This is a genomic window from Bacillus cereus group sp. BfR-BA-01524, from assembly GCF_022662595.1.
In the GTDB taxonomy this organism is placed as follows: Bacteria; Bacillota; Bacilli; order Bacillales; family Bacillaceae_G; genus Bacillus_A; species Bacillus_A thuringiensis_S.
The window spans coordinates 1-15,736 of sequence record NZ_JAKUDW010000117.1 but is presented as its reverse complement, the minus strand read 5'-3'; the positions used below and the strand labels follow the sequence as shown (position 1 = coordinate 15,736).

The window sequence follows — 15,736 nt, the reverse complement described above, 5'->3', positions numbered from 1 at the left end:
AGTTTGTCTAGCATCTAAAAATAAAAATTGACGTTTCACGTTGTTTGTTTCGTTCAGTTTTCAAAGAACTACTTGGTCGCTCATTTGCGACTTCCTTATGTTAACATCTTCGTTAGTTAATGTCAACTAAGTTTTTTATTTCGTTTGCCGCGTTCTGCGTTATTGCATCGGCGACTTGTCCTATATTACACTTCTAAACCTTAATCGTCAACATGTTTTTCTAAAAAAATATAAAAAGGCTTATTCCCTTTAAAATAAGCCTTTTTATCATATACCATTCTATTCATTTATTATTTTTCTATAATTGGTAACGAGACAATAAACTGAATAATACCATCCTCATATTCCGCTCGAATACTGCCACCTTGCAACTCAACAATACTTTTCGCAATCGCAAGCCCAAGTCCAGAACCTTCTGTTACTCTACTTCGAGATTGATCCTTCTTATAGAAACGTTCAAACAAACTCCCTAACTCTTCTCTCGTAAACTCTTCACTATGATTCGCAATTACAATTTGTATATTCCGGCGCTGCCTTTGAAGAGAAACTTTTATCTCCCCATCATCTTTACTATACTTAATCGCGTTCATTAATAGATTATCAAATACACGGACCATCTTTTCCGAATCAATCGCTGCATAAGTACGTTCCTCAGGAAACTTCTTAACAAACGTAAGCCCATGCTCTTCTGCCTGCGGCACTAACTCTTCTATTAATTGCTCGAGTAACTCATTTATACAAACCTCTTGTTTTTCTAATATAACTTGCTCATTTGTTAACTTCGTATACTCAAATAAATCTTCTATTAAATTCTTTAACTGCTCCGACTTTGCAAAAGCAATTCTCGTATACTCATCATGTTGTTCTTTATTTTCATATTTAGAATCTCTAAGTAATCGCAAGTAACCCATAATAGAAGTCAGCGGTGTACGTAAATCGTGAGATACATTCGTAATAAGCTCATTCTTCTGCTTCTCTAATTTACGTTCCTTTTCTATATTATTCATAAGCTCTTCCGCCATATTATTAATATTCTCAGTTAAAGACGCAATCTCATCTTCACCTTTCTTCTCAATGCGGTACGCTAAGTTTCCTTTTTCTATTTCCTTTACACCTTCTGCCATTGCTTCAATCTGCTTCATCTTTCTCTTTGTTATATAGAAGAAAGAGAAAATGAATACAAGGACACCAATTAAAAATGGGAATGGTCCTTCTTGTGTGTCATACATTACCTCTCCCTCTGGAATTCCGCTAACAAACATGTACAAATTCTTTCCTTCAATAGTAATAGGTGAAAAAGATATAAACTCTTTTCTTGTACTTTCAAATACATTTCTACCATCTGTATAATTAATCGCAAATGACGCTGCATTACGAATTGTATTATGCAAATCGATTTGTTCTTCTTGTGCCTGCTTTGTTTTATATAAAACTTTACCACTTTCATCAGTAACCAATATCTTTAAAGCTCTAGACCCTTGTTCTAAATTTTGGTTCTCCATTTCAATCATATTTGATATGGCTTCTAATTTATTTTCATGAACCGAACTATTTGCCGCTCCTTGAGCCTGATGATTAATTTGTTCCATACCAGCACGATAATCAATCGTAGCCTCCCGATTCGCATTCTCAAAAAACGGCGCTGCTGCCTTTGCTGACAAAAGCCCTAATAAGGCACAAGCAGTAAACGCAGTAATAAGTTGAATTCGTACACTTCGTTTCACACTTTTTACTATCTTTCCAATCAATTCTCGGATTTTCCTAACATAAGTAAACGGATTAAATATCTTTTTCAATCTTATACCCCACTCCCCATACTGTTTTTATATATCTAGGCTTCCTTGGATTCTCCTCAATCTTTTCACGTACTTTTCGAATATGCACCATTACAGTATTATCAGACTGGAAAGATCGTTCGTTCCACACCTTTTCATAAATTTGCTCCGCACTAAACACCATACCTGGATTTCTAGCTAGCAATTCTAAAATTGAAAATTCCCTCGGGGTTAGTTTCACTTCTTCTCCCTCTACAATAACTTTATGGGTCGAGATGTTTATTTTCATCTCTCCAATTTCTAGCTCGTCCTCATTTTGAATAGCAAAACCATTCATTTTCATATAACGGCGTAACTGAGATTTAATTCGTGCAATTAACTCTAATGGATTAAAGGGCTTCGTTACGTAATCATCTGCTCCTGTTGTTAATCCTAAAATCTTATCCATATCTTGCGTTTTCGCAGAAAGCATAATAATAGGCATCTCTTTCGATTCTCTTACTTTCATACACATATGAATACCATCTACTTTCGGCATCATAATATCTAATACGACTAGATGCACTTCATTTTCTTCCAGTAAAAGTAGCCCTTCTTCTCCGTCCCCTGCTTGTAATACTTTATATCCTTCATTCTTTAAATAGATTGTAATTAAATTCCGAATTTCTTTTTCATCATCTACGACAAGTATTGTTTCGTGTGCCACAATATCTCCCCCCATTACTTTTTTAATCCCTAACTTCTATTATAGGAAAACTTCTGAAGAAAAACGCTCGGAAATCCTTAAGATTTTCTGAAGACGCAAAAAAGGTCTAGACTCCCCTTAAGTCTAGACCTTTTAAAAAACCCCTTTTATTTACGAACGTAGATGAAATATAGTACGAATAAAACTCCCATAACATACATAATCGGATGAACCTCTTTACGACGACCACTCACAACCATTGTAATTGGATAGAAGATAAATCCAATCGCAATCCCAGTTGCGATACTATACGTAAGTGGCATAGAGATAATTGTAAAGAATGCTGGTACTGCAATCTCGAATTTCTTCCAATCAATTTCCCCTAAGGAAGAAACCATCAATATTCCTACAATAATTAAAGCTGGTGCCGTTACAGCTGGCGTTACAACACTTAGTAATGGCGAGAAGAATAGTGCCAGTAAGAAGAATCCTGCTGTTACAACTGCTGTAAATCCAGAACGTCCTCCCGCTGCTACCCCTGCAGACGATTCAATGTAAGACGTTGTTGTTGATGTACCCAAGATCGCACCAATTACAGTCGCAATCGCATCTGCAAATAATGCTTTTCCTGCACGTGGTAATTTATTGTTCTTCATTAATCCAGCTTGATTCGCAACCGCTACAAGCGTACCTGCTGTATCAAAGAAATCGATAAAGAAGAACGTTATAATAACAATCCCCATTTGAACAGTGAAAATATCTCCAAAGTGCGTTAATGCCACACCGAACGTTGGTTCTAGACTCGGTATTGCTCCCACTACAGCTTTTGGAGTATCAATTAATCCTGTCGCTACTCCTAAGATTGCCGTAAGAATCATACCATAAAACACTGCACCATTAACTTTCTTAATCATGAAGATGATTGTAGTAACAACCCCGAAGATTGCTAGTAACGTTGTGCCCTTTGTTAAATCCCCCAACCCAACAAGAACAGCATCATTTTTCACGATAATTCCGGCATTTTGGAATCCAAGGAAGGCAATGAACAATCCGATACCTGCCGCTACTGCAAACTTTAACTCCGATGGAATTGCATTAATGATTTTTTCACGAATACCTGAAGCAGTAAGAATAATAAAGATAATACCTGACATTAATGTTCCGGCAATGGCCGTTTGCCACGGAATACCCATCGTTAACACTGCTGTATAAGCAAAGAACGCGTTAATTCCCATACCTGGCGCTAAAGCAATTGGATACTTCGCGAAAATACCCATAATTAACGAACCGATTGCTGCCGCTAATGCCGTAGCAACGAATACTGCACCTGGATCCATCCCTGTACCTGCTGGTAACCCTTTAACATTTCCAAGCGACAGCGTAGCAGGATTGACAAATAGTACGTAAGCCATAGATAGAAATGTCGTTAACCCTGCTATGAACTCTGTTTTATAATTTGTACCGAGTTCATCAAACTGAAAATAGCGTTTCATCTTACGTTTCCCCCGTTATATGATTACTCGCCGTATTTCTCCTAGCCCTCTTTTATCCCGAGAAATAAAAAAGGCTTCCATTGCATATATACATGGAAGCGTTCTATAAACAAAGACAAGTTTCCCCTCATCTTTATACAAACGCCTCGTAGTCAAGCCATTTACGGTAGCTAGGTAGAAACTTTCGGGCCATATCCCCGATATTATACGACGGCATAATATTCACTTTTCGTTTGAATTACATACTCATATTAACTCTTGAATGTATTTTTGTCAATTTAAAAGCGAACATTTTTATATTTTTTTATATTTTCGTTCGTATTAATAGCAAAAACAAAAAGATCCATCTATTCACGAATGATAGATGGATCTTTTTTATTACAATACTATTCCCACTCAATAGTTGCTGGTGGCTTACTCGTTACATCATACACGATACGGTTAACGTGTTTTACTTCGTTTACGATACGAACAGAGATTTTCTCTAGTACGTCCCAAGGGATACGTGCCCAGTCAGCTGTCATACCATCGATCGATGTTACTGCACGGATACCTACTGTGTAATCGTAAGTACGCTCGTCACCCATAACACCTACGCTACGCATACCAGGAAGCGCCGTGAAGTATTGCCAGATTTCGCGGTCTAATCCTGCTTTAATAATTTCTTCACGTAAAATCGCATCAGATTCACGAACGATTTCTAATTTCTCTTCTGTGATTTCACCTAATACACGAATACCAAGACCAGGACCTGGGAATGGTTGACGCCATACGATTTCATCAGGAATTCCTAGTTCAGATCCTAATACACGTACTTCATCTTTAAATAACGTATTTAAAGGCTCAATTAATTTGAACTGCATGTCTTCTGGAAGTCCACCAACGTTATGGTGAGATTTAATTGTTTGTGCAGTTGCTGTACCACTCTCAACGATATCTGTGTAAAGTGTACCTTGTGCTAGGAAGTCCATACCTTGTAATTTAGATGCTTCATCATCAAATACGTAAATGAATTCGTTACCGATGATTTTACGTTTTTGTTCTGGATCTTCTACACCTTTTAACTTGTTCATGAAACGTTCTTGTGCATCCACTTTAATAACGTTCATATGGAAGCCTTCGCTAAATGTTTTCATAACGCCTTCTGCTTCACCTTTACGAAGTAAGCCGTGGTCAACGAAAATACATGTTAACTGATCACCGATTGCTTTATGAATTAATACTGCTACAACAGAAGAGTCTACGCCGCCACTAAGTGCACATAGTACTTTTTTGTCTCCAACAGTTTCACGAATCTTTTCTAATTCTACTTCGATAAAGTTCTCCATGTTCCATCCTTCAGAACAACCACATACGCCGAATACGAAGTTTTTAATTAAATCGTTACCGTGCTCAGAGTGACGTACTTCTGGGTGGAATTGTACACCGTATAAGTTTTTCGCTTCATTGCTCATACCAGCAATTGGGCAAGACTCACTTGTTGCGTCTACTACGAATCCTTCAGGTAAACCAGTTACTAAGTCGCCATGACTCATCCATACAACTTGCTCTTCTGGAAGGTTCGCATATAATTTTGATTCGTTCTCTACTTTAAGAACAGCTTTTCCGTACTCACGGTGGTTGGCACGCTCTACTTTACCACCGAAGTGTTGTGTCATAAGCTGCATACCGTAACAGATACCGAAGATCGGTAAACCTAGTTCGAAGATTTTTTCATCACAATGTAATGCACCTTCACCGTATACGCTATTTGGTCCACCAGAGAAAATAATCCCTTTTGGATTCATTGCTTTAATTTCTTCTGCAGTAATTGTATGTGGATGAAGTTCACTGTATACACCGAACTCACGAATTCGACGTGCTATTAACTGATTGTATTGACTTCCAAAATCTAAAACGATAATTGTATCGTGTTGCTTCTTCAAAATAATCACCCCAACGTTAGTTCTCGTATATAAATATTTTCACCAATTTGGCGAAAAGCATTACTAATATAATAAAAAAAGCCAGTCCTCCGCCTCTAGTCTCATAACAAAGAAAAGGCAGGGGTCTGGCTTTATAAAGAAAGATAGTCTCCGCTCTTTATAAATATAAGACACACTGCCTTCATAGTCAGGTTGTTTACGGTAACCCGGTAGAGACTCTCAAACCATATCATTGAGGATATATGAAGGATCGTTTTATATTATCTTCCTAGATTCTAACAATGAAGTATCTATATGGTCAAGAGAGAAAGCGACAAAATTCTACAGAAATTCATTTCCTTTTCTAAAAAACATAAAAAAACATCCATTTCTATATAGAAATGGATGTTTTTTAGGGCAAACGGAATTACATCATTCCGCCCATACCGCCCATGCCCATGCCGCCCATGTCAGGCATTGCTGGTGCATTTGGTTCTGGTTTGTCAGCTACTACAGCTTCAGTTGTTAAGAACATAGCTGCAACAGATGCTGCGTTTTGAAGTGCAGAACGAGTTACTTTAGCTGGATCTACGATACCAGACTCAAGCATGTTAACCCATTCGCCAGTAGCTGCGTTGAAACCAACGCCTACTTTTTCGCCTTTTAGACGCTCTACAACTACAGATCCTTCTAGACCAGCGTTGATTGCGATTTGACGAACTGGCTCTTCTAGTGCGCGAAGTACGATGTTGATACCTGTTGCTTCGTCGCCCTCAGCTACGATAGAAGCTACTTTCGTGTATACGTTCATAAGTGAAGTACCACCACCTGCAACGATACCTTCTTCTACTGCTGCACGAGTTGAGTTAAGTGCATCTTCAATGCGAAGTTTGCGCTCTTTTAACTCAGTTTCAGTTGCTGCACCGACTTTAATTACTGCTACGCCACCTGCAAGTTTCGCAAGACGCTCTTGTAATTTTTCACGATCGAATTCAGAAGTTGTTTCTTCTAATTGCGCACGAATTTGACCAATGCGAGCTGCGATTTGCTCTGTATTTCCAATACCTTCAACTACAGTTGTGTTTTCTTTTGTAACAACAACTTTACCAGCACGTCCTAAAGATTCAACTGTAGCAGATTTTAAGTCACGACCTAATTCTTCAGTGATTACTTCGCCACCAGTTAAGATTGCGATATCTTCTAGCATTGCTTTACGACGGTCACCAAATCCAGGAGCTTTAACAGCTACTACATTGAATGTACCACGAAGTTTGTTCACTACTAATGTAGCTAAAGCTTCGCCTTCTACATCTTCAGCAATGATAAGAAGTGGTTTACCTTGTTGTACCACTTGCTCTAATACTGGTAAGATTTCTTGGATGTTAGAAATCTTTTTGTCAGTAATTAAGATGTATGGGTTATCAAGAACTGCTTCCATTTTGTCAGAATCAGTAATCATGTAAGGAGATGCATATCCACGATCAAATTGCATCCCTTCTACTACGTCTAATTCTGTTGTGAATCCTTTAGACTCTTCTAAAGTAATAACGCCGTCGTTACCAACGCGCTCCATTGCTTCAGCGATTAATTGACCTACTTCTTCGTCAGCTGCAGAAATAGCAGCTACTTGTGCGATAGAAGATTTGCCTTCGATTGGTTTAGAAATCGTTTTTAATTCTTCAATTGCAGCAGTAACAGCTTTTTCGATACCTTTACGAAGACCCATTGGGTTAGCACCAGCTGTTACGTTTTTAAGACCTTCACGAATCATAGCTTGCGCTAATACAGTTGCAGTTGTTGTTCCGTCACCAGCTACATCGTTTGTTTTGCTAGCAACTTCTGCTACTAATTTCGCACCCATGTTTTCGAATGCATCTTCTAATTCGATTTCTTTTGCGATTGTTACACCATCATTTGTAATAAGTGGTGAACCAAATTTTTTCTCAAGTACAACGTTACGACCTTTTGGTCCAAGCGTTACTTTTACTGCGTTTGCAAGAGTGTCGACACCGCGAAGCATCGAACGACGTGCTTCTTCACTAAATTTAATATCTTTTGCCATAATAATTGACCCCCTTGGATTTTTTAAGATTTATATAATTAACCGATAACTGCTAAAATGTCACTTTCACGTAAAATCAAGTAGTCTGTACCTTCATATTTCACTTCAGTACCTGCATATTTTGAGAAGATGATAAGATCACCTGCTGCTACCTCTAAAGCAACACGCTCACCATTTTCAAGCACTCGACCAGTACCTACTGCAACAACTTTACCCTCTTGTGGTTTTTCTTTTGCAGTATCTGGTAATACAATACCACTTGCTGTTTTTTCTTCTGCTTGAACAAGCTCAATTACAACGCGATCACCTAATGGCTTTAGCATGAACAATAACCTCCTCATTTTGTTATGTAAATTTTATTTATTAGCACTCAAGTCACCCGAGTGCTAACACACTTATAATAATAAATAATCTCAATTTCTTTTGCAAGTAAAAAAATCATAATTTTTTCGCAAATTACTATATAAACTTTCTATATAGAATACTGCCTTTACTATATGAATCGTTGTTTCCCCTACTCGTATGTTACAATATGAAAGACACCCTAAGTTGTTTTCGCTAAACGTACAACTTTTTCCTGTCTCCTACTTTAATTTCAAATACGGATTTACAAAAAAATCATAATTCGAATGAAAGTTTATATCGTAGATAACATATTTACATGTTATCCTACCTCATCTCATACACTAGAGTTAGAAAGGATGGTTAAACTATTTGAAGAAACAATACTGGTGGATTATCGTTACATACATTTTAATGCAGTTATCTGGAATTGTTGGATTACCACTTCTCCTAAAAACAGGACTCTATGATAATAGAGGATTTACCATGGAGGAAAAAGGACAAATCATAACGGGACACTGGGCGATTATTAGCTTCTTTGTTGCATTATGTATCGTTCTTTGGTTACTTAGAACAGACATTCGTGACAGGCATTTAGATGCAATGCGCTCTTCTGTTCCAGCTACTATTGGATGGATTTTCATCGGCTTCTTCTTGGCTTTCTTTTCACAAATAGTTGCCGGTATGATCGAGATGCAGCTGCTAGGAATTAAACAAGGTTCAGAAAATACAATGAAACTGATGGAAATTGCAAGAACGACACCTTGGTTCCTTATTGTCGTATCTATAATCGGACCTATCTTGGAAGAAATCGTATTTAGAAAAATTTTATTTGGTACACTTTATAAGAAGTTTAACTTCTTTATTGCAGCTATCATTAGTTCGCTTGTATTTGCAGCAATCCATTTTGATTTTACTCACTTATTGGTATACACTGCTATGGGGCTCGTATTCGCCTTCTTATATGTGAAGACGAAGCGTATTATCGTTCCGATTGCAGCTCATGTTGCGATGAATACATTAGTCGCTATTGGGCAAATTTTTATGAGCAATGAGCAAATTCAAGAAATGATTAAAGAAGCTGAAAAAATGCAAGGCTTTATCGGAGGATTTTTTGTATGAGAAACTCACCATTGTTCATGGCTGCACTATACTTCCTTCTTGGATGTATCTTTACACGCTTCGCCATTACGAACGTGACAGATACAATCTGGAATGTGTGGACAATACTATTTGCAGTTATGGCAACAATTGATTTTAATTTGGCACTTCGCCTTATATTAGTTAAATTCACAAAGAAGAAACAATAATAAAACGCAGAGGTCGCTTCCTCTGCGTTTTATTGTGGATAGTTTTTCAAAAAGTAAACTAATGTTTGTAACTCTACAGCTAAATCAATATGATGAATTCTAATATTCTCTGATACGTTTAATCGTGCTGGTGTGAAATTCAAAATACCATGCACGCTCGTTTCAGCTAATCTATCTGCTACAGCTTGTGCTACTGTAGCCGGTACTGTTAATATTGCCACTTGTATATCATTTGATAATCTCTCTTCTAATTCATCTAAATGGTATACAGGAATGCCCCCGATTTCTGTTCCAACTTTCTCTTCACTAACATCAAATGCCATTTCAATTTTTGTATTATTGTTTTTCGTGAAATTATAATGTAAGAAAGCGGTCCCTAAATTACCTACTCCAATAAGTGCTACACGCGTTATATCATCTTGATCAAGTGTTTCGCGGAAAAATGATAATAAATAATTTACGTTATATCCGTATCCCTTTTTCCCTAACGCTCCAAAATACGAAAAATCTCTTCGTATTGTTGCGGAATCTACTTTTACCGCTTCACTCAATTCGGCCGATGAAACACGCTGCTTACCAGAAAGAGATAAGTTTTGGATAAATCGATAGTATAGAGGCAATCTTTTAGCAGTGGCTTGTGGAATCTTTTGCTGATCCATATGACCTCTCCTCTCTTCCTATCTTTATTCATATACTTTAATCAAATACAGAAGTTTAGCACTCATTAAATTCCTTGTATAATAAAGAGAAGAAGTATTCTCTCTTATTTTAAACTATACACTATTTTTAGTATGATTGAGAAATATAAACATGGCAAAGTTAAGAAATTATTTGAGGTGAAAACATTGATTTTATTACAAGTAAATGGACTTTCGAAATTATACGGTGCAGAAACAATTCTTGCAAACATAAAATTGGAAGTACAAACAAAAGATCGTATCGCATTAGTTGGAAGGAATGGAGCTGGAAAATCTACATTATTAAAAATTATCGCTGGTGAATTATCACATGATGGTGGCGAAATTATAAAACCGAAAGATGTCTCAATCGGGTATTTAGCTCAAAATACCGGCCTAGAAACGTCTTTAACAATTTGGGATGAAATGCTAACCGTCTTTACCCACTTACAGCAAATGGAGACAAAACTTCGAAGGCTTGAGCAAGAAATGGGAAAAGAAGAAAACTTTTCAAACGAAGCTATATATGAAAGATTGTTAGCTGATTATGACCAATTGCAACTCAATTATAAAGATCAAGGTGGATATCAATATGAAGCGGATATTCGCTCCATTTTAAGCGGCCTTGGCTTCCCAGTTGAAACGCACCAGACGACGATTTCTACTTTAAGCGGTGGGCAAAAAACAAGATTAGCTCTCGGGAAATTATTATTAACAAAACCAGACTTACTTATTTTGGACGAGCCTACAAACCATTTAGACATCGAAACATTAACATGGCTTGAGCAATATTTACAAGGTTATCCTGGCGCAATATTAATCGTTTCACATGACCGTTATTTCTTAGACAAACTCGTTACACAAGTATATGAAATTTCGAATAAAGAAAGCAGACGATTTGTTGGTAACTACAGTAAATATTTAGACTTAAAATCAGCCTTATACGAGCAAGAAATGAAACGTTACGAAAAACAACAAGATGAAATCGCAAAACTTGAGGACTTCGTTCAAAAGAATATAGCTCGCGCCTCTACAACGAAACGTGCTCAAAGTCGCCGTAAACAACTAGACAGAATGGAATTATTAACGAGACCATTAGGTGATTCTAAGTCAGCATCATTCCACTTCGATATTGAAAAGCAAAGTGGAAATGATGTTTTACAAGTAAAGGATGCAACCATTGGCTATGATGAGGACCCTATAATTGAAAACGTAACTATGCGCTTAACTCGCGGAGATAGTGTTGCTTTAGTTGGTCCAAACGGAATTGGGAAATCTACATTATTAAAATCTATTGTGAATAAGTTACCACTATTAAATGGTGATGTTTCTTTCGGATCAAATGTATCTGTTGGTTATTATGATCAAGAGCAAGCAAACTTAACATCTTCTAAACGGGTTTTAAATGAACTATGGGATGAATATCCACTGCAACCTGAAAAAGAAATCCGTACTATACTTGGGAATTTTTTATTCACAGGAGATGATGTACTGAAACCAGTATCTTCCCTTAGTGGTGGACAAAAAGCTCGATTAGCTCTTGCGAAACTTATGATGCAAAAGTCAAATTTATTAATTCTGGATGAGCCTACGAACCACCTTGATTTAAATAGTAAAGAGATTTTAGAGAATGCTTTAATTGATTATCCAGGGACTCTTCTATTTGTCTCACATGACCGCTACTTTATTAACCGTGTAACAACGACTGTGGTTGAGTTATCAACAGAAGGTGCACAGGAATATTTAGGGGATTACGATTACTATGTGGAGAAGAAAAATGAAATGATTGAACGCGCAGCATTTGAACAACAAGAACAGCAAGAAAATCAGGCACCTGTTCAAAAAACTGTAGCTCAAGAAAAATTAAATTATCTCGAAGAAAAAGAGCGTAAACAATTAGAACGTCAACGCACTCGAAAAATTGAAGAACTAGAACAAAACATCGTAAACTTAGAAGAAGAAATTGCTACGTTAGAAGATCAACTTTGCTTACCAGAAATATATGCAGATTATGAAAAAGCGAGTGAAATTACAACTAAAAAACAAACGCTACAAGAACAACTTGAAACTTGTATGGCAGAATGGGAAGAGCTGCATGTATAAGAGTATTTAATAAATAAGGAAGATGTCTCATCAGTCATGATTTCTGACTATGCGACATCTTTTTTTAAGTACATAAATAATTTTTTGAATATATCAATGGTAACTCGGGATATTTCAACAATTTTTCAAATACATCTATCGTAACCTTATATATATAAACGATTCGACACGAAATATCGATTTACCGACAAGGATTGACAATATCAGCACCCTCTATAATGGAGGGATATTTCAAAATGTTTTTCAGGGATATCTTCCTACTTTTTATTTCCCGAAAAACAATACATTCAAAGGTCAGACTTCATCTAGTTTATCCACAAACTTATACACATATCCACCTTTATAAAATAGCTACTAAAACAGCTTTTCCACATTACCCACAACTAACAAAAAAGTTATCAACACTTCATATACACAACAAAACCCATATTATCAACAGATAATATGGGTTTTATCCACAAGCTGTGGTTAATTATGTGCATAACTATGCTTCAATATCTAATCCTGGATTCGCATTTAAGGCTAATGTTGCACGCTTGCCTTGTTCATACGCAATTGTCCCTGCCGCTGCAATCATTGCTGCATTATCTGTGCATAAAGATAGCGGTGGAATAATTAGTTCAATGTTTTCTTTTTGTGCAAATTCCTCTTCTAATCGCGCACGAAGTCCTTTATTAGCAGCTACTCCACCAGCAAGAAGTAATTGCTTTACATTATAAGCTTCTGCTGCACGAGCTGCTTTCGTTACAAGTACATCTATTACACTTTCTTGGAAACTTGCCGCTAAATCTTCTGGTTTAATTTCTATACCACGTTGTTTCGCGTTATGCACAGTGTTGATAACTGCTGATTTCAATCCACTAAAGCTAAAATCATATGAATTCGGTTCTAGCCATGCACGAGGCAAATCAATTGTTGGTTCTCCTTCATGTGCAAGACGATCAATATGCGGACCACCTGGATATGGCATAGATAACGTACGAGCTACTTTATCATAGGCTTCTCCAGCTGCATCATCTCGCGTTTCACCAATTACTTCAAATGAACCATGTTCTTTCATATAAACAAGTTCTGTATGCCCACCAGATACAACAAGTGATAATAGCGGGAATTGAACTTCTTTTACTAAACGGTTCGCATAAATATGACCAGCAATATGATGAACACCGACTAGCGGAATATCATGTGCAAACGCTACTGCCTTCGCTGCATTTACCCCAATTAGAAGTGCTCCTACTAAACCAGGCCCTTCTGTTACAGCAATTGCATCAATATCATCAAATGTGATATTTGCTTCTTTTAAAGCTTCTTCTAACACAACTGTAATTTCTTCTACATGATGACGGGATGCAATCTCTGGTACAACCCCGCCAAAACGTTTATGACTTTCGATTTGTGATGCAACGACATTCGCAATAATTTCCGTTCCATTTTTAACAACCGCTACCGCTGTTTCATCACAGCTCGTTTCAATCCCAAGTATAATCGTATTTTTTTCCATTATATATTCACCCACATTACAAGACCATCTTCCTGATTGTCTGCATAGTATCGTTTACGAATTCCACCATTTTGAAATCCGTATTTTTTGTATAACTGCTTTGCTACTTCATTTGATACACGTACTTCAAGCGTCATTGTTTTTACTCCTAGTTCTTTCGCTGCTGAAATAACTGCTTTCAATAAGGCATCTCCTAATTTTTGACCTCGGTATTCTGGCAAAATAGCTATATTTGTTATATGTGATTCATCAATAATTATCCACAATCCACAATATCCGATTACACGACCATCTTTTTCTAACACAATATAATGTGCATGTTCATTCATCGTTAATTCACGGTGAAAGGCATCTGCAGTCCAAGGAGTTGAAAAAGATACTTCTTCAATAGCTACAATTTGAGCAATATCATCAAGTTCCATCTTTCTAAATATCATATCCATCTTCTGCAAGGCCCCTACTTGTTTTGACTTTCTAACCACTTTGTTTCAGCTTCAGCTAAACGAAGATAGCTTGGAACAAACGTATGCACATCTTGTTCTTCTTGTTGTAATCCTAAGAATGCTAGCTCACTTGGTCTTGGATTATTTTTAGTAAAAGGAGCGAATACAGCTTGATCACCTAAATGTTCTATAATTGTTTCTTTATGCAATTTAACATCATTACCGATAAATAAAACAGGCTGTCCTTTATCTTTTAACATTTGCAACCAGTCCACAATAAGAATAATTCGGTCTTCTTCTATTGAAGTTAACTGCTCTCCTTCATATGTATATAATCCAGTATAAATTTGCCCACGTCTTCCATCAAATAAAGGACAAATTAACCCATTAAAGTTAGCACCGTTTGCAGCTACTACCTCTAAACTTGATACACCTACAATTGGTATTTGAAGTGACCAAGCTAATGTTTTTGCCGCTGTCACGCCTATGCGAACACCTGTATATGATCCAGGTCCAGCAGCTACTACGATTTTAGTTAATTCCTTCGGTTTTACACCACATTCTTTTAACAGTTGCTCTACAGCTGGCATAAGACGTACAGAATGGTTTTTCGTCAAATTTGTAATGATTTCCCCAATCACGTTTCCTTCCTCAATAAGGGATACACCCATTACGTAATTTGAAGTATCAATTGCTAGTACTTTCATCTTGTAATAGCTCCTCACATAATCTAATATAGCGATCTCCAATTGGCTCGAGTATAATTTTTCTTGTGTCATCTCCCGCATGGAATAAACTAATTTGTAACTTTTCATTCGGTAAATATGCTTCTATTAAATGAGCCCATTCCACTACCGTAATTCCTTCACCGTAGAAATACTCATCAAAGCCTAAGTCCTCTTCGCTTTCTGCTAAGCGATACACGTCCATATGATATAGCGGTAATCTTCCTTTATATTCTTTAATAATATTAAAGGTAGGACTATTTACAACTCTTTTCACTCCAAGACCTTTTGCTAGTCCCTTTGTAAAAGTCGTCTTACCAGCTCCAAGATCTCCTTCTAAAATAATTACATCTTGTGCTTCTACGAGTTCACCTAGTTTTTCTGATAATCTTTGTGTTTCCTCAGAAGATTTTGTTGTTACTTCATATTTTCTCACAGACTTCACCTACTTTACTCACAATGTTCTCTGCTCTTTATTATACAGGTTTTGAATATATAAAAAAGTCCTTAGGAGTTGTCCTAAGGATAGTTTGACTGTCTTTATTAGTTTTTTGTTAAAACAAATAAAAAAATACGAAACAACTTGTTTCGTTCTTTTCTTTATATAAAATGGCGGTCCCGACCGGGGTCGAACCGGCGATCTCCTGCGTGACAGGCAGGCATGTTAACCACTACACCACGGGACCATTTGGTTGCGGGGACAGGATTTGAACCTG

Annotated in this window: 14 protein-coding genes, 1 tRNA gene and 2 riboswitches; of the genes, 3 read left to right on the top strand and 12 right to left on the bottom strand. The window is 36.9% G+C overall.

The window, feature by feature from the left end:
• Positions 1-290 precede the first annotated feature (290 nt).
• The 6 genes from MR170_RS26615 to groES all read right to left on the bottom strand — a co-directional run bounded on the left by MR170_RS26615 (position 291) and on the right by groES (position 8,242).
• Positions 291-1,796: a sensor histidine kinase gene (locus MR170_RS26615; protein ID WP_242310015.1), complete on the bottom strand. Its 1,506-nt coding sequence runs from the start codon at positions 1,794-1,796 to the stop codon at positions 291-293.
• Complete coding sequence (locus tag MR170_RS26610; RefSeq protein ID WP_276575674.1) at positions 1,780-2,496, bottom strand: response regulator transcription factor; 717 nt, start codon at positions 2,494-2,496, stop codon at positions 1,780-1,782. Before MR170_RS26610 ends, MR170_RS26615 begins: the two co-directional genes overlap by 17 nt.
• A gap of 131 nt (positions 2,497-2,627) precedes the next feature.
• Positions 2,628-3,953 (bottom strand): NCS2 family permease, encoded by a 1,326-nt coding sequence (locus MR170_RS26605; protein WP_000833096.1) that lies wholly within the window; start codon positions 3,951-3,953, stop codon positions 2,628-2,630.
• 129 nt (positions 3,954-4,082) lie between these two features.
• Positions 4,083-4,184: riboswitch (purine riboswitch) on the bottom strand.
• Positions 4,185-4,339: 155 nt separating this feature from the next.
• A complete protein-coding gene (gene guaA, locus MR170_RS26600; RefSeq protein WP_000743908.1) occupies positions 4,340-5,878 on the bottom strand; it encodes a glutamine-hydrolyzing GMP synthase in 1,539 nt (512 codons plus the stop codon).
• A 164-nt stretch (positions 5,879-6,042) separates the two neighbouring features.
• Positions 6,043-6,144: riboswitch (purine riboswitch) on the bottom strand.
• A gap of 140 nt (positions 6,145-6,284) precedes the next feature.
• On the bottom strand, positions 6,285-7,919 hold the full coding sequence (gene groL / locus MR170_RS26595; protein ID WP_001029992.1) for a chaperonin GroEL: 1,635 nt from the start codon (positions 7,917-7,919) through the stop codon (positions 6,285-6,287).
• A 38-nt stretch (positions 7,920-7,957) separates the two neighbouring features.
• A complete protein-coding gene (gene groES / locus MR170_RS26590) occupies positions 7,958-8,242 on the bottom strand; it encodes a co-chaperone GroES (protein ID WP_000917311.1) in 285 nt (94 codons plus the stop codon).
• Between the two features lie 391 nt (positions 8,243-8,633).
• On the opposite strand from groES, the gene MR170_RS26585 reads away from it, so the two are divergent.
• Positions 8,634-9,383, top strand: a complete 750-nt coding sequence (locus tag MR170_RS26585; protein ID WP_064531572.1) for a CPBP family intramembrane glutamic endopeptidase — start codon at positions 8,634-8,636, stop codon at positions 9,381-9,383.
• Positions 9,380-9,571 (top strand): YdiK family protein, encoded by a 192-nt coding sequence (locus MR170_RS26580; RefSeq protein ID WP_001246204.1) that lies wholly within the window; start codon positions 9,380-9,382, stop codon positions 9,569-9,571. The genes MR170_RS26585 and MR170_RS26580 overlap by 4 nt, the downstream gene beginning before the upstream one ends.
• 29 nt (positions 9,572-9,600) lie before the next feature.
• On the opposite strand, the gene MR170_RS26575 is transcribed toward MR170_RS26580, so the two are convergent.
• A complete protein-coding gene (locus MR170_RS26575) occupies positions 9,601-10,230 on the bottom strand; it encodes a redox-sensing transcriptional repressor Rex (RefSeq protein ID WP_000372699.1) in 630 nt (209 codons plus the stop codon).
• A 186-nt stretch (positions 10,231-10,416) separates the two neighbouring features.
• Here MR170_RS26575 and MR170_RS26570 point away from each other — a divergent pair, with 186 nt between their 5' ends.
• On the top strand, positions 10,417-12,351 hold the full coding sequence (locus MR170_RS26570; protein ID WP_217989926.1) for an ABC-F family ATP-binding cassette domain-containing protein: 1,935 nt from the start codon (positions 10,417-10,419) through the stop codon (positions 12,349-12,351).
• Between the two features lie 484 nt (positions 12,352-12,835).
• On the opposite strand, the gene tsaD is transcribed toward MR170_RS26570, so the two are convergent.
• The 5 genes from tsaD to MR170_RS26545 form a co-directional block, all read right to left on the bottom strand.
• Positions 12,836-13,852, bottom strand: coding sequence for a tRNA (adenosine(37)-N6)-threonylcarbamoyltransferase complex transferase subunit TsaD (gene tsaD / locus MR170_RS26565; RefSeq protein WP_000414595.1), 1,017 nt, complete (start codon positions 13,850-13,852; stop codon positions 12,836-12,838).
• On the bottom strand, positions 13,852-14,295 hold the full coding sequence (gene rimI / locus MR170_RS26560; protein ID WP_242310008.1) for a ribosomal protein S18-alanine N-acetyltransferase: 444 nt from the start codon (positions 14,293-14,295) through the stop codon (positions 13,852-13,854). Before rimI ends, tsaD begins: the two co-directional genes overlap by 1 nt.
• 14 nt (positions 14,296-14,309) lie before the next feature.
• A complete protein-coding gene (tsaB, locus tag MR170_RS26555; RefSeq protein WP_000865771.1) occupies positions 14,310-15,002 on the bottom strand; it encodes a tRNA (adenosine(37)-N6)-threonylcarbamoyltransferase complex dimerization subunit type 1 TsaB in 693 nt (230 codons plus the stop codon).
• A complete protein-coding gene (gene tsaE, locus MR170_RS26550) occupies positions 14,983-15,456 on the bottom strand; it encodes a tRNA (adenosine(37)-N6)-threonylcarbamoyltransferase complex ATPase subunit type 1 TsaE (RefSeq protein ID WP_016083766.1) in 474 nt (157 codons plus the stop codon). Before tsaE ends, tsaB begins: the two co-directional genes overlap by 20 nt.
• Positions 15,457-15,630: 174 nt before the next feature.
• A tRNA-Asp gene (locus tag MR170_RS26545) sits at positions 15,631-15,706 on the bottom strand.
• Positions 15,707-15,736 lie beyond the last annotated feature (30 nt).

Excerpts from the sequence above, each read along its gene's own strand:
- MR170_RS26610 (WP_276575674.1), bottom strand. The coding sequence starts at position 2,496 with ATGGGGGGAGATATTGTGGCACACGAAACAATACTTGTCGTAGATGAT.
- MR170_RS26605 (WP_000833096.1), bottom strand. The coding sequence starts at position 3,953 with ATGAAACGCTATTTTCAGTTTGATGAACTCGGTACAAATTATAAAACA.
- groL (WP_001029992.1), bottom strand. The coding sequence starts at position 7,919 with ATGGCAAAAGATATTAAATTTAGTGAAGAAGCACGTCGTTCGATGCTT.
- groES (WP_000917311.1), bottom strand. The coding sequence starts at position 8,242 with ATGCTAAAGCCATTAGGTGATCGCGTTGTAATTGAGCTTGTTCAAGCA.
- MR170_RS26580 (WP_001246204.1), top strand. The coding sequence starts at position 9,380 with ATGAGAAACTCACCATTGTTCATGGCTGCACTATACTTCCTTCTTGGA.
- MR170_RS26575 (WP_000372699.1), bottom strand. The coding sequence starts at position 10,230 with ATGGATCAGCAAAAGATTCCACAAGCCACTGCTAAAAGATTGCCTCTA.
- tsaD (WP_000414595.1), bottom strand. The coding sequence starts at position 13,852 with ATGGAAAAAAATACGATTATACTTGGGATTGAAACGAGCTGTGATGAA.
- rimI (WP_242310008.1), bottom strand. The coding sequence starts at position 14,295 with ATGGATATGATATTTAGAAAGATGGAACTTGATGATATTGCTCAAATT.
- tsaB (WP_000865771.1), bottom strand. The coding sequence starts at position 15,002 with ATGAAAGTACTAGCAATTGATACTTCAAATTACGTAATGGGTGTATCC.